This window comes from Streptococcus suis (assembly GCF_002964045.1).
Taxonomy (GTDB): domain Bacteria; phylum Bacillota; class Bacilli; order Lactobacillales; family Streptococcaceae; genus Streptococcus; species Streptococcus suis_U.
The window spans coordinates 1-17042 of the sequence record NZ_POPB01000392.1; the positions used below are offsets into that span (position 1 = coordinate 1).

Here is a 17042-nt window from a genome sequence, read left to right on the forward strand (position 1 = left end):
GGAGCCAAGTCAACAGCTGTCATTTTGAGTCTTTTAGAAACAGCTAAGCGACACGGACTTGATGCAGAGAAATATATGAACTATCTTCTAGAACACTTACCTAATGAGGAGACGCTCGCTAAAAAAGAAGTTCTTGAGGCCTATTTGCCATGGAAGGAAAAAATTAAAAGAGCGTGTAAATAGAAAAAGGTTCCAGAGTCTACAGGACTTTGGAGCCTTTTTTCAATATACTTTGTTATTGGGCGGTTACAGTCTATCTTGTGATAGGCTTTTTTTGTGTAACTAGGTCAAAAAAAAAGAAGCCATTTGGCTTCTTAGACTTCGGTAATAATTGGAATGGACATCTCGATTAATCGATCAGTATGGATGGTTTGAATTGCCGCTTTGTTAATTGTACGTTCATCAATTTTTCGGTGGAGAAAGAAATCACGAATTTTTTCAATTTCAGATTCTTGAACAGCACGATATTTGTTACTGATCAGTAGTTCGTAGTGGCGGGGGGCCTGTGTGAAAATAACGTCTGTATTACCAGCAGAATAGGTTTCTACTAGAAAAGCATCAGTATTGGCCAACTGACTTTGGACAAGATGTGGATGACTATTCGTAGTGTTTATGATCTTCATGTGGAACCTCCTATACCTCTTTAGCTACATTATAGCACTCTTAGCTTCATTTGACTAGTTATTGAGAGAATTTTCTTGCAATTTCCATTGTTCGATACCCCATTTGTGGCTACCACGCTTTAATTTTTGGATAGCTTCCTCAATTGGAAACCAAGCTATATGGTTAAAATCTTCGAGTGGCTGTCCAACTTGATGGTAGCTAACAATTTGGTAAATGTATGCAGGGTTATAAAAATAAGTATCCCGATGACTTGAGTAGAAGTACTCATCAGCTTGACCGTAATATTGACCAACCTCTGCAGTGAAACCAAGCTCTTCCATCAATTCACGTTCCAGTGCTATGAGGTGGTTTTCTCCCTTTTCAATTTCTCCACCAGGAAGGAACCATGCCCCGTTCGGTGCTTGAACTAAAATGATGTTTTCCTTTTTTTCATCAGGGATAACAGCATAAACTCCAAATCGATTTTGATAGGTTACCCCAGTTTTCTTTTCTCCAAAAACAGCTATTTTCTCCATTGATAGGCCCTTCCTACGGTACAATATGCTCTTATTATACCATTATTTTATTATTTTTTCTTATGGAAGGCGTTATGAAGAGTAATATTTTCAGATTTAGAATTATGATATACTAAAGATATCAAAGGGATAGGTTGGACTTACTATGCAAGAGATATATCCAAACATTTATACATTTCCGATTATTTTACCCAATAGTCCTCTCAAAGAGGTGCATACCTATATCATTAAAGGGCATGACCGCACAGTAGTGATTGATACAGGTTATCATCAAGCTGAATCCTTAGATGCAATGTTGAAGGGGTTAAATGAATTGGCTGTTAATATGAAGGACGTTCATCTCGTCTTAACTCACTTGCATGCCGATCACACTGGTTTAGCCAGCATATTTCACGAAGCAGGAGCTACCATATATGCTGGTCATATCGATGGGGTTCTCATGAATCAAATGGCAACGGGAGAATATTGGGACCTTTTAGAAAGTTTTCGTCCTTTATACGGAATCTCGGAAGATGAGATGTCCATAACAGATAATCCTGGTTATCGATTTTGTTTGAAAAAACCAGTTCCATTTAAATCTTTAGATATTGGGAGCTTCTTTCGAGTTGGGGGATTTAAGTTTGAAATATTAAACTTAATCGGTCATACGCCGGGGCATATTGGTTTGTACGATCGTCAAAAACAGCTGATGATTAGTGCAGACACTGTGCTAGATCCGATTACTCCAAACATTACATTTTGGGGCTGGGATTACCCCAATATATTATCGACTTATTTAACTACCCTAGACAAACTCAAACGCTTACCAATTCGACTTATGTTGCCAGGACATCGTAACGTCATTACGAATGTCAATAAACGGATTGAAGAATTAGAACAGCATCATTTTGAACGGTTGCAAGAAATTTTAGACTGTATCTTGTCAGGGGAGCGCGTTACTGTTCGAGATGTTTCTTCTCGTATCAGTTGGCGAATCAGAGCGAATAATTGGAATGAATTTCCCAAGCCACAAAAATGGTTTGCAAGTGGTGAAACGATGGCGCATTTGGACTATTTAGTCCATTCCAACCATCTATCTATGTCACAAGAAGATGGTATCCTGTACTTTGAAAAGCTATTACCAACTGTCTCCAAATAATTGCCTTTCATCGGGAAAAGTTTTTCCGATTGGCAAGTTGATTCTCTTTCGAAAATAGAACCAGTCTAGTGACATGGTTCTATTTTTGCATTATTTATCTTTATTAGTTGATTGGGCTTTGATTTGAATATTCCCCTTGCTAGTCATGACCGCACGAAGGTCTTTTTCACTTGGATGTTCCAAGTAGAAGTCTGTGATTGCGTCTTCAATCTGATCCTGAATGGTTCTGCGGAGTGGACGAGCTCCCATCTTAGGATCGTAGCCTAGATCAACCAGTTTTTCTTTGACCTTATCTGTTACATGAAGGCTAATGCCATTGTTGGACAAGCGTTTGTTGACATCGTCTAGCATGAGGCTGACGATTTCGAGAAGGTTTTCCTTGCTGAGTGGCTGGAATTCAATGATACCGTCAAAGCGGTTCATAAATTCAGGTGTGAAGAAATTGCTGAGTTGACCAAGAACTGACTGTGTTCGACCTTCCATGGCTGCACCGAAGCCGACACTGGCTTCAACCTTTCCAGTACCAGCATTGGACGTCATGATAATGATAGTATCTTTGAAGCTAACAGTTCGACCTTGTCCGTCTGTCAGACGACCGTCGTCTAGAACTTGAAGGAACATGTGCATAACATCAGGATGGGCTTTCTCAACCTCATCGAGAAGAATGAGGGAGTATGGATTACGGCGGACTTTTTCAGTTAGTTGACCGGCTTCTTCATAGCCCACATATCCTGGAGGTGCACCGACTAGCTTGGCTACAGCATGTTTCTCCATATACTCAGACATATCAAATCGAATCATGCTGTCTGCTGAGCCAAAGAGTTCGATGGCCAGTTGTTTGGACAGTTCTGTCTTACCGACACCTGTTGGACCAACAAAGAGGAAGGAGCCGATTGGACGGTTTGGCGCCCCTAGACCGACACGGTTGCGGCGAATGGCCTTGGCAATCTTATCAACGGCTTCATCTTGCCCGATAACATGGGCTTTAAGGTCGCTAGCTAGGTTGATGAGTTGTGATTGTTCTTTTTCTTTGAGGTCACCAACTGGAATATTGGTTTTCTGCTCGACAATGGCTTCAATTTCTTTTTCGGTGATTAATGGAATATCTTCCTCGCTAATAGTTGCCTTTTGCATTTCCTTGTATTTGGCAATCTGATCACGGAAATAGGCTGCTTTTTCAAAGTCTTCATCGCGGGTTGCCTGTGCCTTGCGATTTTCAGCATCAATCAAACGCTGGTCGATTTCTTTTGGATCGACAAAATTGAGGGTCAAGTTCATTTTGGAACCTGCTTCATCCAGTAGGTCAATAGCCTTGTCTGGCAAGAAGCGATCTTGGATGTAGCGGTTAGAAAGTACGGCAGCAGCTTCAATAGCGGCGTCCGAGTATTTTACATGGTGGTAGTCTTGGTATTTATTTTGGATACCTTTGAGAATAATAATGGTTTCTTCAACGCTTGGTTCTTCGACTTTTACAGGTTGCATACGGCGTTCTAAAGCAGCATCCTTCTCGATAATCCGGTATTCGTTGAGCGTTGTTGCACCGACTAGTTGCATCTCCCCACGAGCAAGGGCTGGTTTGAGGATATTGCCAGCATCCATATTGCCATCGCCTGCTGAACCTGCACCAACAATCTCGTGAATCTCATCAATGAATAGAATAATCTCGCGGCGATTGCGGATTTCCTCCATGAGTTTTTGCATGCGTTCTTCAAACTGACCGCGGATACCTGTTCCTTGAACGAGACTAACGACATCCAGGCGAATGACTTCTTTACCTTGTAGTTTTTGTGGCACATCGCCATCGACAATTTTTTGAGCCAGGCCTTCAACAACTGCGGTTTTACCGACACCAGGTTCACCAATTAGGACAGGATTGTTCTTGGTACGGCGGTTAAGAATTTCGATGACACGCGTAATTTCTTGGTCACGGCCAATGACAGGATCGATATCTCCGCGACGAGCGATCTCTGTCACGTTGATACCAAATTCTTCCAAAAGTCCGTTTGGCTGTTGTGGTTGCTGAGGTGGTGGTGTCTGACCTCCACGTCCGTTGTTGTTACCCCCTGCTTGTGTAGGTGGAGTTTGTTCTCGGTTTCTACCTGCAGGAGTGTTGCCTGGATAACCTCCCAAGTGATTGAAAAACTCACTAAATGGGTCCATGTTGTTTGGATTGGTTAAATCTCCTAAGCCTTTGAGGATGGCATTATTTGGGTCAGTCTTCATAATTTGGTAGCAATTATGGCATAAATCAACTTGTTGCTGTTTGCCATTGAGATTCGTATAGAGATGGATGGTTGCATCATTTATATTACAGTTTTTACAGAGCATGATTCTACCTCTTTTTGTGAAAAATCTGACCTATTACTAAATAGTCAATAAAGGTCAGTTATAGTTTAATTATATCAAGAATGGGAGAAAAATCAAGAAACTGCTACGGTGTTTCGTATTTATTTCTTACAGGCTTTTTCATTAATACCAATTTTCCGTATTCTGTACATTTATTCAAGATTCGTTTTATCGCAATTATTCAACGTTCATTCAACGTTCGATTCATCTAGCATCCAAAATAGTCAGAATTCGTGAAAAATGAATTCTTGTCTGAGGGCAATTGATTGGTGGATTAAGGTTCTAAATATTCAATTTGAAGAAGAAAAGATTGAAAAATCAAGACTTTTTTTATAAGATGTGGTAAAATATTCTTATAAAAATGATTAGGAGAAGGAATATGGAATCACATTTGGTGAGAATTATCAATCGTCTTGAAGCAATGGCGAACGACGGTGGTACTTTGAAACGTAATTTTGAACGTGAAGGTATTGTTGTTGCAGAAGTGGCTTATAGCTATGACGAGGAAAATGGTTCAGTATTTACCTTGCGTGATGTCGCTGCTCGTGAAACGTACACGTTTGACAGCATTGATTTGATTGCGATGGAAATCTACGAATTGTTGTACTAAGAAAAGCTCTGGCACCGATAGGTGCTTTTTTCTTGCAGGAAAACGAATATTTTTTCAACAATATATTGCATAATTATTCAAATGTGTTATAATAGTTTTTAAACTGAATTTTAGGAGTAATTGAATGGATTTTTCTTTTTTGCCCGAGTACTGGGCCTATTTTAATTATGGAGCGCTTGTTACCTTAATTATCGCATTATTTTCTGTTTTCTTTGGTAGTATCTTGGGTACTCTCTTAGCTTTTGCCCAAAGAAGTAAATACAAGGCTCTTGTTTGGATTGCAAATGTTTATGTCTGGATTTTCCGTGGGACCCCAATGGTCGTACAGATTATGATTGCTTTTGCAATGACAAATTTTGTTGCACCAACATTTCAATTGGGGATTTTGGATGTGGATTTATCACGCTTGATTCCAGGCATTATTGTTATTTCAATGAACTCTGGTGCCTATGTGTCTGAAACGATTCGTGCGGGTATTAATGCAGTTCCAAAAGGTCAGTTAGAGGCAGCCTATTCTTTAGGTATTCGTCCTAAACAAGCTATGCGTTATGTCATTTTGCCTCAAGCAATTAAAAATATCTTGCCAGCTTTGGGGAATGAGTTTGTGACTATTGTTAAGGATAGCTCGCTCTTGTCAACTATTGGTGTTATTGAATTGTGGAATGGAGCACAGACTGTTGCGACAACGACATACTTAACTCAGACTCCGCTCCTCTTTGCAGCTTTCTACTATTTGATGATGACCAGTATTTTAACTCTAGGTATTCAAGCCCTTGAGAGAAAGTTGAATAAAGGAGGACACTAAGATGGCTGAAGCAATTATTTCAATTAAAGATTTGCACAAATATTTTGGAGATAATGAAGTATTAAAAGGGATTGACTTGGATATCCAACAAGGAGAAGTTGTTGTCATCATCGGGCCTTCTGGTTCAGGAAAATCAACTTTCTTGCGTACTATGAATCTTTTGGAAGTTCCGACTAAGGGAACTGTGACGTTTGAAGGGGTTGATATTACAGATAAGTCAAATGATATTTTCAAGATGCGTGAAAAGATGGGGATGGTTTTCCAACAGTTTAACCTGTTCCCAAATATGACGGTTTTGGAAAATATTACCCTGTCTCCAATTAAGACAAAAGGCATTGCAAAGGCAGAAGCTGATGCCAAGGCCAAGGAATTGCTTGAAAAGGTTGGTCTGCCAGATAAGGCGCAAGCCTATCCACAAAGTCTTTCAGGTGGTCAGCAGCAGCGGATTGCTATTGCGCGTGGTTTAGCAATGGATCCAGATGTCTTGCTCTTTGATGAGCCGACCTCTGCCCTTGACCCTGAGATGGTTGGTGAGGTCCTTGCGGTTATGCAGGACCTGGCTAAGTCTGGGATGACCATGGTCATCGTGACCCATGAGATGGGCTTTGCGCGTGAGGTGGCTGACCGTGTTATCTTCATGGATGGCGGCTACATCGTTGAAGATGGCACTCCGGAAGAAGTTTTTGAACTCACCAAAGAAGAACGGACCAAGGATTTCTTGTCTAAAGTCTTGTAAAATCAGCTCCGACATTGTTCGGAGTTTTTTATATTTTTTTGTGATTTTAGGAAGTGAGTGAGTCAAAAGGTTGAAAAATAAGGTATAATGAAGAAAAAAGTGAGGAGAATTCAAGAGATGGTCGTGATTGATGGAAAGGCTTTGGCAGTCAAAATGCAGACTGCCTTGGCAGAAAAAACAGCTCAGTTGAAGGCGGAAAAAGGCTTGGTACCAGGTCTTGTCGTTATTTTGGTGGGTGAAGATCCTGCTAGTCAGGTCTATGTTCGCAACAAAGAGCGTTCAGCCCTTGCAGCAGGATTTAAGAGCGAGGTGGTGAGAGTACCGGATACCATTTCAGAAGCTGAGTTATTAGAATTAATCGAAGGCTACAATCAAAATGATGCATGGCATGGTATTTTGGTGCAGTTACCTCTACCTGCCCACATCAGCGAAGAAAAAGTTTTGTTGGCTATTGATCCTAACAAGGACGTGGATGGTTTCCATCCGACCAATATGGGCAAATTCTGGTCAGGCCATCCGGTCATGATTCCCTCTACTCCAGCAGGAATTATGGAAATGTTCAAGGAATACCAGATTGAACTAGAAGGCAAGTCAGCCCTTGTCATCGGTCGTTCTAATATTGTTGGAAAACCCATGGCCCAGCTTCTGTTGGATGCTAATGCGACGGTAACCATTGCCCATTCTCGCACAAAAAATCTGCCAGAATTGGCTCGTCAGGCGGATATTCTTGTCGTTGCCATTGGCCGTGGACATTTTGTGACCAAGGAATTTGTCAAGCCTGGTGCAGTTGTGATTGATGTGGGTATGAACCGGGATGAAAATGGCAAACTGATTGGGGATGTCAAGTATAATGAAGTGGCAGAATTAGCTAGTTATATCACCCCAGTTCCAGGCGGGGTTGGTCCTATGACCATTACCATGCTTATGGAGCAAACTTATGAAGCCTGTGTCAGAAGTGGGAAATAGAAAAAATAGATGAGGTTGGCAAGAGCTGACCTCGTTTTTTTATGAGAAAATCCCCAGTCATTCGACTAGGGATTGCATTTTTATGGATTAGCAACTGAGAAGGTATCACCGTGTGCTATATCACCGTAGGTATAACCGAGGTCAAACCATTTTTTGCGTTGGGCAGAGGTCCCATGTGTGAAACTATCAGGGACAGTGCGGCCATAGGCTTCTTGCTGGAGGGTATCGTCACCCACAGCATGAGCTGCATTCATGGCTTCTTCGATGTCTCCGATGTCCAGCAGACCTTGACCTTCTACATATTTGGCCCATGCCCCTGCGTAGTAGTCAGCCTGCAGTTCTAATCGAACGTTGAGGGCATTTCCTTCTTTGTCGGATAACTGGGCACGTTTCTGATGGTAGGCACCGAGTGTTCCTAATTCATTTTGAACATGGTGACCAACTTCGTGGGCAATCACATAGGCCATGGCAAAGTCGCCTGCAGCATTGTACTTGTTGGATAATTCTTGATAGAAGGAGGTATCAATATAGATCTTACGGTCAGCAGAACAATAGAAGGGACCGGCTTGTGCTGAACCAGTTCCACATCCAGTCTGGGTTTGGTCAGTGTAGAAAACGAGGGTTGGAGCATCATAGGTATAGCCATTGTTAGCAAATTCCTGAGTCCAGAAATCTTCAGTTGTGCCCAAGACCTTACTCATGAATTCTGCATCCGCATCTGACACGCTGGTCCCAGTTGTGGTAACCTGACTGGATTGATATGGGTTGGAGCTAGTGGATGGAGAGAGTAGTCCACCAAGATTGGACATCCCACCAAAAGCGAGAAGGACGACCAACACTATCAATTTGCCTTTCCATCCTAAACGCGAAAACAGTAAACCTAATAAGAGATTTCCTCCAGATGACCCAGCAGAAAAGGAAGAACCTGAACTAGATCGGCCACGGCGGTCCTCAATATTAGAACTTTTACGTAAATCATCAATTTTCATATAAAACTCCTTGGAATTGCTATTAAAATTCCTATTTTCTCACAAACTATTATATAGTAAAATGCAGAAAAAAACACTGAAAAGCTATCGGAAATGAGAGGTCAGGTTCTGTATAAAAGTGCATTTTTTGGTATAATAGTAGGGATACAGACAGAAGGAGTGGACATGGTTGAATATTTATCGGTTAGCCATCTAACCAAGTATTTAAAATTAAAATTTGACCGCGATCCGTATTTGGAGAGGGTCTATTTGACTGGGCAAGTGTCCAATTTCCGTAAGCGTCCTAGCCATCAATATTTTTCGCTCAAGGATGATAAGGCGGTCATCCAGGCGACCATGTGGGCAGGCGTCTATAAAAATCTGGGCTTTGAGCTTGAAGAGGGAATGAAAATTAATGCGTTTGGTCGTGTGCAGCTGTACGAGCCAAGTGGATCCTATTCCATTGTCATTGAAAAGGCAGAGCCAGATGGTATTGGAGCCTTGGCTATCAAGTTTGAACAGCTCAAACAAGCTCTGACCCAGGAAGGCTTATTTAAGCAAGAATTCAAACAGGAACTGCCACGCTTTACCAAGAAAATCGGTGTTATTACCAGTCCGAGTGGAGCCGTTATTCAGGATATTATTACCACTGTTCGTCGGCGTTTTCCAGGCGTAGAGATTGTTCTCTATCCGACCAAGGTGCAAGGAGATGGGGCTGCTCAGGAGGTTGTTACCAATATTCAGAGAGCCAATGAACGGGATGACTTGGATGTTCTGATTGTTGGTCGTGGTGGTGGTTCTATCGAAGACCTCTGGGCCTTCAATGAGGAAATTGTGGTTCGGGCTATTTTTGAATCCCGAATTCCTATCATTTCCAGCGTAGGTCATGAAACAGATACAACTCTGGCTGACTTTGTGGCGGATAGACGAGCTGCTACCCCAACAGCTGCCGCAGAATTAGCAACACCTGTGACCAAGGCAGACTTACTGGGCTACCTCAATCAGCAGGAAAATAGAGCCTATCAGGCCATGACCAATCGTTTGAAATTCCTGAGAGGTCAGCTTGATAAGATTAGCCAGTCAGTCATGTTCCGGCAGCCTGAACGTTTGTATGATGGTTATTTACAAAAATTAGACCGCTTGACCAATCAATTGCAGACACGGATGAAGGAACTCTATAGCCAGCAGAAACAGGCTAGTCTCCTACTACAGCAACGATTACAAGGTGTGCATCCAGGTCGTAAAGTAGAGAGTTTCCAAGAGAGAATTATCCAGCAGGAACGACTCTTGAAGAGCAACATGGCCAATATCTATGATAATAAGATGGCCAAGGCGGATAAGCTGATTGAGGCCTTGACTATGCTGGATACCAGTCGCATCGTGGCCCGTGGCTACGCCATGATTCGTCAAGATGGTCGGGTGATTGATAGTGTAGAAAAGATACAAAAGGGTGAAAACCTAACCATCCAGATGAAGGATGGTCAACTTGATGTGGAGGTAAAACATGTCCAAACAGACGAAAACATTTGAAGAAAACTTAGCTGAATTAGAAGGAATCGTAACCAAATTGGAGCGAGGCGATGTGGCTTTGGAAGAGGCACTTGCTGAGTTTCAAAAAGGAATGGTCCTATCGAAAGACCTACAAAAGACACTTGCAGAAGCTGAAAAGACCTTGGTCAAGGTCATGCAGGCGGATGGCAGTGAAGTGGAGATGGACTAATGGTTGCCAGTAAATTGCAGCGACTTGAGGAAACCATGGCAGACTTTTACCAACCTCAGGTAGCAGAACGACTCAACCAATCGGTTCTTTATTCGCTACAGGCTGGCGGGAAGCGAATCCGCCCCTTGCTTTTATTGACCATCCTAGAGTCCTTTGGAATGGAATTAAAACAAGCTCATTACCAAGTGGCAGCCTGTGTCGAGTTGATCCATACGGGAAGTTTGATTCACGATGACCTGCCTGCTATGGATAATGATGATTACCGTCGTGGTCGCTTGACCAACCACAAGGTTTACGATGAAGCAACAGCTATTTTAGCAGGGGACAGTCTCTTTCTAGATCCATTTGGTTTCCTAGCCCAAGTTGATTTACCAGCTGAGACCATCCTTGCTCTCGTGAGAGAGCTTTCCCAGGCATCTGGGACCTTTGGAATGGTTGCCGGGCAGGTCCTGGACATGGCAGGAGAAGGACAGAATTTGACCTTAGAGCAATTACAAGCCATTCATGCCAATAAGACAGGGAAATTATTGACCTTTCCTTTTGTAGCAGCAGGTATCATTGCAGAACAATCGGACGCGGTAATCAGCCATTTGCGACAAGCAGGTCAATTAGTTGGTCTAGCCTTTCAAGTTCGGGATGATATTTTGGATGTGACAGCCACTTTTGAGGAAATCGGAAAAACTCCTCAAAAAGATGTAATGGCTGAGAAGTCTACCTACCCTGCTCTGATGGGCTTGGAAGCCTCAAAAGTATTTCTAGAAGATAGCTTGAATCAGGCAATCAACGAGCTAGATCAAGTGGCTAAACAAGTCCCATTTTCAACAAAAGAAATTAAAGAAATCATAGAAAGTTTACGAATCAATGGCTAAGGAAAGAGTAGATGTACTAGCTTATAAACAGGGGCTTTTCGAGACTCGGGAGCAGGCCAAACGTGGTGTTATGGCTGGACTGGTCGTATCGGTGATCAATGGCGAACGCTATGATAAACCCGGCGAGAAGATTGACGAGGGAATTGAACTCAAACTCAAGGGGGAAAAACTCAAGTATGTCAGCCGTGGCGGTCTCAAATTGGAGAAGGCCTTGCAGGTTTTTGACTTATCAGTTGAGGGTCAAACGACGATTGATATTGGGGCTTCGACAGGCGGATTTACGGATGTTATGTTGCAGGCTGGTGCCAAGCAGGTCTATGCAGTGGATGTCGGCACCAACCAACTGGCTTGGAAATTACGTCAGGATGAGCGTGTGATCAGCATGGAACAGTATAATTTCCGCTATGCTGAGTTAGCTGATTTTGAAGTGGGTCAACCAAGTTTTGCGTCTATTGATGTCAGCTTTATCTCCTTGAGTCTGATTTTGCCTGCCCTGCATAGCATTTTGGCAGATGGTGGTCAAGTCGTGGCTCTGGTTAAACCCCAATTCGAGGCTGGACGGGAGCAGATTGGGAAAAATGGGATTGTCAAAGATAAATCCGTTCACTTGAAAGTTTTGGAAGAAGTGACAAAAATGGCCGTGGAAACAGGCTTCTCAGTCAAATCCCTTAGCTTTTCCCCTGTTCAAGGTGGTCATGGCAATATCGAATTTTTAGCGCACTTAGAGAAATCAACTCAACCAAACCAGATTGACAAAGAGGTCATATCAACTACAGTCTATCAAGCACATGAGGAATTTAAAAAGGATGAATAAACGAGAACGATTAGAAGTCATTAAAGATTTGGTAGTCCGATTTCCTATTGATACACAGGAAGAAATTGTGGAACGTCTAGAAACTATGGGTGTTCATGCCACACAAGCAACGGTTTCACGTGATATCAAGGAACTTGGCATTATTAAGATTCCATCAGCAGATAAGGGATATATTTATGGTTTACCAAAATCTGGTAAAGCAAAAGTTACGACACAGAATGTTCTTGAATTCTCCATCATGGATAAAATGGTCAATCTACAGCTCGTTCCTGGTAGTTCTGCCGTTATCAAACGTCGAATCTGTGAACTATTTCAATCCCATATTTTTTCAATTATTGCTGACGATGATAGTATTTTTATCATTGTAAAAGATGAAGGAGTTATTCCAAAACTTGAACAAACGGTTAGAGGGTGGTAGCCATGTTATTAGAAGTATCTATCAAAAACTTCGCCATTATTGAGCAGGTCTCCCTCAATTTTGAAAAAGGGATGACCATCCTATCCGGTGAAACAGGTGCAGGTAAATCCATTATCATTGATGCCATGAACCTGATGCTAGGGGCTCGTGCGACGACAGATGTTATCAGACATGGGGCCGCCAAGGCTGAGATTGAAGGGCTTTTTTCCTTTGAAAATAGCAGAGCTCTCGAGCAGATTTTGCTTGAACAGGGGATTGAAGTAGCTGACGAACTCATTATCCGTCGTGAAATCCTACAAAATGGCCGTTCGGTCAGCCGTGTCAATGGGCAAATGGTCAATTTATCTGTCTTGAAACAGATTGGGCAATATCTAGTAGATATTCATGGTCAACATGACCAGGAAGAATTGATGAAGTCCCAGCACCATATCCGACTTTTGGACAGTTTCGGAGAAGATGAATTTTGGAGTCTTAAAGACCGTTATCAGACAACCTTTGATGCCTATCGTAGTCTTCGCAAACGAGTTCTTGAAAAGCAAAAAAATGAGCAGGAACACAAGGCGCGGATTGAGATGTTGGAATACCAAATTGCTGAAATCGAAGCAGCAGATTTGAAGTCTGGCGAAGATATTCAGCTCAATCAGGAACGAGATAAACTGCTCAACCACAAACAAATTGCAGATACTCTGACCAGTGCCTATGCACTGTTAGACAATGAAGATTTTTCAAGCTTGAACAACTTGCGCTCAGCTATGAGTGACTTGCAAAGTCTGGAAGAATTTGATCCAGACTACAAACAGCTCTCTTCTAGCCTGACAGAAGCTTATTATGTCGTTGAAGATGTGACCAAGCGTCTCAGTGATGTGGTGGACAATCTAGACTTTGATGGCAATCGTCTCTTGCAATTGGAAAGTCGTCTGGATTTGCTCAATACCATTACGAAGAAATATGGCGGAACTGTCGATGATGTTTTGGACTATTTTAGTAAAATCAGTGAAGAATACAATCTATTGACAGGCAATGATTTATCTGGTGATGATTTGGAAGTTCAGCTTAAGAACTTAGAGAAAGAATTGGTTGAACGAGCAGGTCAGCTCAGTCAATCACGCCATGAATTGGCTGTTGTTTTAGAAGATATTATTCGCCAAGAATTGCAAGACTTGTATATGGAGAAAGCTCGTTTCCAAGTTCGATTTACTAAAGGAAAATTTAATCGAGAAGGAAATGAAACAGTAGAATTTTACATCTCCACCAATCCTGGCGAAGACTTCAAGCCTCTGGTTAAGGTGGCTTCTGGAGGAGAATTGTCTCGCTTGATGTTGGCCATTAAGTCAGCCTTTGCCCGTAAAGAAGGTAAAACTTCTATTGTCTTTGATGAGGTGGATACAGGGGTGTCTGGACGTGTGGCCCAGGCAATTGCCCAGAAAATTTATAAAATCGGTCAATATGGTCAGGTCTTGGCTATCTCACATTTGCCACAGGTCATTGCCATCGCGGATTATCAGTTCTTTATTGAGAAAATATCCGACGAACATTCGACTGTTTCTCGTGTCCGTCTCTTGACCAAAGAAGAGCGTATTGAGGAAATTGCCAAGATGTTAGCCGGTGACAAAATCACAGATGCAGCCCGTAATCAAGCAAAAGAATTAGTAGAAAAAGGTTAGGCGACTAGCCTTTTTGCTTATGTCCAAAGTTTATTTTTTAGTTAAAATTTGTTATAATAGATGGCAAAATTGAAGAGAATTGTAGGATGAAATATGTCAAAGATTAAGATTGTTACGGATTCAAGTACGACTATCGAACCCAGTTTGGTCGAAGAATTGAATATAACAGTTGTTCCATTATCTGTAATGGTTGACGGAGTCGTATACTCTGACAACGATTTAAAAGAAGGAGAATTCTTAGAGCTCATGCGTGGGTCGAAAAACTTGCCAAAAACAAGCCAGCCCCCAGTAGGTCTCTTTGCGGAAACTTTTGCTGATTTGGCTAAAGACGGCAGTCAGATTATTGCCATTCTCTTGTCGCATGCCTTGTCAGGGACAGTAGAAGCTGCTAGACAAGGTGCAACCCTTTCTGGTGCTGATGTGACAATACTTGATTCAAGCTTTACAGATCAGGCTGAAAAATTCCAAGTTGTAGAAGCAGCACGCATGGCACAAGCTGGTGCCAGCAAGGAAGAAATCCTTGCAGCTATTGAAACAGTCAAAGAAAAAACGGAATTATACATTGGTGTATCAACCCTAGAAAATCTAGTCAAGGGTGGTCGTATTGGACGTGTTCAAGGGATGTTGAGTAGCCTACTCAATATCCGTGTCATCATGGAAATGAAAGACCATCAGCTGACTCCGATTGTCAAAGGACGAGGCAATAAGACCTTTAAAAAATGGCTGGAAGAGTTCACGGCAACTCTAGCAGATAAAAAAGTAGCCGAGATTGGCATTTCTTATTCAGGAACGGCTGATTTTGCAAATGAAATGAAGAGTCAATTACAAGAGTACGTCTCAAAAGAAATTTCTGTCTTAGAGACAGGCTCCATTATTCAAACTCATACCGGTGAGGATGCCTGGGCTGTTTTGATTCGTTATGAATAATAGGAAATTGATTCAAGGATTTGTTTACTTTTTCCTCTGTCTCTTGACATCCATATTGCTTTTTCACCATTTCATTCCCGTAGCTCCCTCTTTGTTAACAGACAAAGAAACTAGAAGTAATGAGCGGACTAAACTTACCTATATTGCTTTAGGTGATTCTCTGACTGAAGGTGTCGGTGATACAACAGGTCAAGGTGGGTTTGTTCCCCTACTTGCCCAATCATTGGTCAATGAATATGAGTATGAGGTCGATTACAAAAATTTTGGAGTTTCAGGAAATACAAGTAATCAGATTTTAAAACGAATGTCTGAGGATGAGTCTATAAAAGATTACCTCAAGAAAGCAGATTTCATGACATTGACTGTTGGAGGTAATGATCTCCGAAAAGTTATTTTGAGTAATTTTTCCAATTTAAAGATTTCAACCTTTGTAAAACCAGCCAAAGATTATAGTAAACGTTTAGAAACAATTATACAAACTGCTCATCAAGCCAATCCTAATCTTCCAATTTTTATAATAGGGATTTATAATCCCCTCTACCTTAGTTTTCCTGAATTGACAGAAATGCAGACCATTGTGGATAATTGGAACCTTACAACTGAGCAAACGACTCAAAAATTTGACAATGTCTATTTTGTAGCGATAAATGACTTGCTTTATAAAGGGTTAGATGGTGAAAGTGGCGTTAGCCAAATGAGTGGACAAGCTGGAAATAATTTACTTTTTGAAGAGGATAACTTCCATCCAAATAATACTGGTTATGAGATTATAAAGAAAGCAGTAATGGAGAAAATGAATGAGACAAAAGAGGCATGACAAAATCAATAGTTGGAAATGGCTGTTTCTTTCACTTCTGGCCTTGGTTTTTGGTGTTTTGTTGGTTCTTTTCACGAGAATCCAGTCTCCTAGGGAGGATTTTACGAGTCTCATTCAAGTTAGTCAAAGTGATACGAAAGTTGGTACTTTTTCAACCAACCGAGACCAGTTAAATCAATCCATAGCAAATTATCTAGAAGAATACCAAACGGATGATTTTAAGTATCAATTGTTTGTAACCAGTCAGCAAGTAGTATTTGAGGGGAGTTACCAAATTTTCGGTGTCAGCATTCCCTTATATCTTTATTTTCAACCGCACAAATTAGAGGATGGCAGTATCCTTCTTAGCATTAATGAAATTTCGGCTGGAACACTTTCTCTCCCAAAGGGAGAAGTTTTGGCATATATCCAGAAGAATTATAAACTGCCAAGCTTTGTAAAAATTGATTCTGAGGAAGCTCAAATTCAGCTTCAAATTACTGAGTTAGAAAACAGTTTGGGACTATATGGGAAAGCTAATACGATTGATTTGTATAATGATGAAATTATTGTTGATATATACAGAAAAAATAAGTAATTCAACATTAAAAACTTGACCAAATACTTAATTTTCGGTACTATATAAAGGTGAGTATAATCTCAGAAAATTATTGGAGGACATAGCAAAATGGCTAATAAACAAGATTTGATTGCAAAAGTTGCAGAAGCAACTTCATTGACTAAGAAAGATTCAGCAGCAGCTGTTGATGCTGTATTTGCAGCAGTAGCAGACTACCTTGCAGCTGGTGAAAAAGTACAATTGATCGGTTTCGGTAACTTTGAAGTTCGTGAGCGTTCAGCACGTACAGGCCGCAACCCTCAAACAGGTGCAGAAATCAAAATTGCAGCTTCAAAAGTTCCAGCATTCAAAGCTGGTAAAGCTCTTAAAGACGCTGTAAAATAATTCAGCATGAAAAAGCCCGTCATATCAAGCTTTCTAGCTTGTCCGACTTTTTTCTACCGTTTGTCAAGCTTATCAAGGTATTTGACGAAAAATATTTTGAGTTCAATAGTCAAAATAAGGAAATTGTTTTATTTTGGACTAAATTTTAGTGTAAAAAGTGCA

20 protein-coding genes are annotated in these 17042 nt (G+C 41.3%); 16 read left to right on the forward strand and 4 right to left on the reverse strand.

The features are described 5' to 3' along the window. The coding region (locus C1E99_RS09885) for a transposase domain-containing protein (RefSeq protein WP_238146183.1) at positions 1-183 on the forward strand (183 nt) is incomplete at its 5' end. Positions 184-314: 131 nt separating this feature from the next. Here C1E99_RS09885 and C1E99_RS09890 read toward each other — a convergent pair. Together C1E99_RS09890 and C1E99_RS09895 are read right to left on the reverse strand one after the other, a co-directional pair. Then, positions 315-623, reverse strand: a complete 309-nt coding sequence (locus C1E99_RS09890; RefSeq protein ID WP_105106685.1) for a DUF1827 family protein — start codon at positions 621-623, stop codon at positions 315-317. Positions 624-677: 54 nt separating this feature from the next. After that, positions 678-1139, reverse strand: coding sequence for an NUDIX hydrolase (locus C1E99_RS09895; RefSeq protein WP_105106684.1), 462 nt, complete (start codon positions 1137-1139; stop codon positions 678-680). A 145-nt stretch (positions 1140-1284) separates the two neighbouring features. Here C1E99_RS09895 and C1E99_RS09900 point away from each other — a divergent pair, with 145 nt between their 5' ends. Next, positions 1285-2277 (forward strand): MBL fold metallo-hydrolase, encoded by a 993-nt coding sequence (locus C1E99_RS09900; RefSeq protein WP_105106683.1) that lies wholly within the window; start codon positions 1285-1287, stop codon positions 2275-2277. A gap of 90 nt (positions 2278-2367) precedes the next feature. Here the strand turns inward: C1E99_RS09900 and C1E99_RS09905 are convergent, their stop codons facing one another. Then, positions 2368-4605: an ATP-dependent Clp protease ATP-binding subunit gene (locus C1E99_RS09905; protein WP_105207437.1), complete on the reverse strand. Its 2238-nt coding sequence runs from the start codon at positions 4603-4605 to the stop codon at positions 2368-2370. 397 nt (positions 4606-5002) lie between these two features. Here C1E99_RS09905 and C1E99_RS09910 point away from each other — a divergent pair, with 397 nt between their 5' ends. From C1E99_RS09910 to C1E99_RS09925, 4 genes are all read left to right on the forward strand, one after another. Continuing rightward, the gene (locus tag C1E99_RS09910) at positions 5003-5233 is read left to right on the forward strand and encodes a DUF1797 family protein (protein ID WP_105106681.1); all 231 of its coding nucleotides are present in this window, start codon (positions 5003-5005) and stop codon (positions 5231-5233) included. 124 nt (positions 5234-5357) lie between these two features. Further along, on the forward strand, positions 5358-6038 hold the full coding sequence (locus tag C1E99_RS09915) for an amino acid ABC transporter permease (protein ID WP_105106680.1): 681 nt from the start codon (positions 5358-5360) through the stop codon (positions 6036-6038). Between the two features lies 1 nt (position 6039). Next, positions 6040-6774 carry an amino acid ABC transporter ATP-binding protein gene (locus C1E99_RS09920; protein ID WP_105207438.1) on the forward strand — a complete coding sequence of 245 codons (735 nt, stop codon included), beginning with the start codon at positions 6040-6042 and terminating at the stop codon, positions 6772-6774. 117 nt (positions 6775-6891) lie between these two features. Next, the gene (locus tag C1E99_RS09925; RefSeq protein WP_105207439.1) at positions 6892-7740 is read left to right on the forward strand and encodes a bifunctional methylenetetrahydrofolate dehydrogenase/methenyltetrahydrofolate cyclohydrolase; all 849 of its coding nucleotides are present in this window, start codon (positions 6892-6894) and stop codon (positions 7738-7740) included. A gap of 80 nt (positions 7741-7820) precedes the next feature. On the opposite strand, the gene C1E99_RS09930 is transcribed toward C1E99_RS09925, so the two are convergent. Continuing rightward, positions 7821-8729: a neutral zinc metallopeptidase gene (locus C1E99_RS09930; RefSeq protein ID WP_105207440.1), complete on the reverse strand. Its 909-nt coding sequence runs from the start codon at positions 8727-8729 to the stop codon at positions 7821-7823. A 165-nt stretch (positions 8730-8894) separates the two neighbouring features. Here C1E99_RS09930 and xseA point away from each other — a divergent pair, with 165 nt between their 5' ends. From xseA to C1E99_RS09980, 10 genes are all read left to right on the forward strand, one after another. Then, a complete protein-coding gene (gene xseA / locus C1E99_RS09935; RefSeq protein WP_105207441.1) occupies positions 8895-10238 on the forward strand; it encodes an exodeoxyribonuclease VII large subunit in 1344 nt (447 codons plus the stop codon). Further along, the gene (locus C1E99_RS09940; protein WP_029179919.1) at positions 10213-10428 is read left to right on the forward strand and encodes an exodeoxyribonuclease VII small subunit; all 216 of its coding nucleotides are present in this window, start codon (positions 10213-10215) and stop codon (positions 10426-10428) included. Before xseA ends, C1E99_RS09940 begins: the two co-directional genes overlap by 26 nt. After that, the gene (locus C1E99_RS09945) at positions 10428-11297 is read left to right on the forward strand and encodes a polyprenyl synthetase family protein (protein ID WP_105207442.1); all 870 of its coding nucleotides are present in this window, start codon (positions 10428-10430) and stop codon (positions 11295-11297) included. Before C1E99_RS09940 ends, C1E99_RS09945 begins: the two co-directional genes overlap by 1 nt. Continuing rightward, the gene (locus C1E99_RS09950; protein ID WP_105207443.1) at positions 11290-12111 is read left to right on the forward strand and encodes a TlyA family RNA methyltransferase; all 822 of its coding nucleotides are present in this window, start codon (positions 11290-11292) and stop codon (positions 12109-12111) included. The genes C1E99_RS09945 and C1E99_RS09950 overlap by 8 nt, the downstream gene beginning before the upstream one ends. Beyond that, positions 12104-12529, forward strand: a complete 426-nt coding sequence (locus tag C1E99_RS09955) for an arginine repressor (RefSeq protein ID WP_105106673.1) — start codon at positions 12104-12106, stop codon at positions 12527-12529. Before C1E99_RS09950 ends, C1E99_RS09955 begins: the two co-directional genes overlap by 8 nt. Before the next feature lie 2 nt (positions 12530-12531). After that, positions 12532-14193, forward strand: coding sequence for a DNA repair protein RecN (gene recN / locus C1E99_RS09960; RefSeq protein ID WP_105207444.1), 1662 nt, complete (start codon positions 12532-12534; stop codon positions 14191-14193). A 93-nt stretch (positions 14194-14286) separates the two neighbouring features. Beyond that, positions 14287-15120 carry a DegV family protein gene (locus tag C1E99_RS09965; RefSeq protein ID WP_105207445.1) on the forward strand — a complete coding sequence of 278 codons (834 nt, stop codon included), beginning with the start codon at positions 14287-14289 and terminating at the stop codon, positions 15118-15120. Further along, positions 15113-15937 (forward strand): SGNH/GDSL hydrolase family protein, encoded by an 825-nt coding sequence (locus C1E99_RS09970; RefSeq protein ID WP_105207446.1) that lies wholly within the window; start codon positions 15113-15115, stop codon positions 15935-15937. The genes C1E99_RS09965 and C1E99_RS09970 overlap by 8 nt, the downstream gene beginning before the upstream one ends. Continuing rightward, positions 15918-16514 (forward strand): YpmS family protein, encoded by a 597-nt coding sequence (locus C1E99_RS09975; protein WP_105207447.1) that lies wholly within the window; start codon positions 15918-15920, stop codon positions 16512-16514. Before C1E99_RS09970 ends, C1E99_RS09975 begins: the two co-directional genes overlap by 20 nt. Positions 16515-16604: 90 nt before the next feature. Continuing rightward, entirely contained in the window at positions 16605-16880 is a 276-nt protein-coding gene (locus C1E99_RS09980; RefSeq protein ID WP_105106668.1) for an HU family DNA-binding protein, read from the forward strand. Positions 16881-17042 lie beyond the last annotated feature (162 nt).

Excerpts from the sequence above, each read along its gene's own strand:
- C1E99_RS09900 (WP_105106683.1), top strand. The coding sequence starts at position 1,285 with ATGCAAGAGATATATCCAAACATTTATACATTTCCGATTATTTTACCC.
- C1E99_RS09970 (WP_105207446.1), top strand. The coding sequence starts at position 15,113 with ATGAATAATAGGAAATTGATTCAAGGATTTGTTTACTTTTTCCTCTGT.
- xseA (WP_105207441.1), top strand. The coding sequence starts at position 8,895 with ATGGTTGAATATTTATCGGTTAGCCATCTAACCAAGTATTTAAAATTA.
- C1E99_RS09905 (WP_105207437.1), bottom strand. The coding sequence starts at position 4,605 with ATGCTCTGTAAAAACTGTAATATAAATGATGCAACCATCCATCTCTAT.
- C1E99_RS09920 (WP_105207438.1), top strand. The coding sequence starts at position 6,040 with ATGGCTGAAGCAATTATTTCAATTAAAGATTTGCACAAATATTTTGGA.
- C1E99_RS09915 (WP_105106680.1), top strand. The coding sequence starts at position 5,358 with ATGGATTTTTCTTTTTTGCCCGAGTACTGGGCCTATTTTAATTATGGA.
- C1E99_RS09965 (WP_105207445.1), top strand. The coding sequence starts at position 14,287 with ATGTCAAAGATTAAGATTGTTACGGATTCAAGTACGACTATCGAACCC.
- C1E99_RS09945 (WP_105207442.1), top strand. The coding sequence starts at position 10,428 with ATGGTTGCCAGTAAATTGCAGCGACTTGAGGAAACCATGGCAGACTTT.
- C1E99_RS09980 (WP_105106668.1), top strand. The coding sequence starts at position 16,605 with ATGGCTAATAAACAAGATTTGATTGCAAAAGTTGCAGAAGCAACTTCA.
- C1E99_RS09975 (WP_105207447.1), top strand. The coding sequence starts at position 15,918 with ATGAGACAAAAGAGGCATGACAAAATCAATAGTTGGAAATGGCTGTTT.
- C1E99_RS09950 (WP_105207443.1), top strand. The coding sequence starts at position 11,290 with ATGGCTAAGGAAAGAGTAGATGTACTAGCTTATAAACAGGGGCTTTTC.
- C1E99_RS09890 (WP_105106685.1), bottom strand. The coding sequence starts at position 623 with ATGAAGATCATAAACACTACGAATAGTCATCCACATCTTGTCCAAAGT.
- C1E99_RS09940 (WP_029179919.1), top strand. The coding sequence starts at position 10,213 with ATGTCCAAACAGACGAAAACATTTGAAGAAAACTTAGCTGAATTAGAA.
- C1E99_RS09895 (WP_105106684.1), bottom strand. The coding sequence starts at position 1,139 with ATGGAGAAAATAGCTGTTTTTGGAGAAAAGAAAACTGGGGTAACCTAT.
- C1E99_RS09955 (WP_105106673.1), top strand. The coding sequence starts at position 12,104 with ATGAATAAACGAGAACGATTAGAAGTCATTAAAGATTTGGTAGTCCGA.
- C1E99_RS09910 (WP_105106681.1), top strand. The coding sequence starts at position 5,003 with ATGGAATCACATTTGGTGAGAATTATCAATCGTCTTGAAGCAATGGCG.
- C1E99_RS09925 (WP_105207439.1), top strand. The coding sequence starts at position 6,892 with ATGGTCGTGATTGATGGAAAGGCTTTGGCAGTCAAAATGCAGACTGCC.
- recN (WP_105207444.1), top strand. The coding sequence starts at position 12,532 with ATGTTATTAGAAGTATCTATCAAAAACTTCGCCATTATTGAGCAGGTC.
- C1E99_RS09930 (WP_105207440.1), bottom strand. The coding sequence starts at position 8,729 with ATGAAAATTGATGATTTACGTAAAAGTTCTAATATTGAGGACCGCCGT.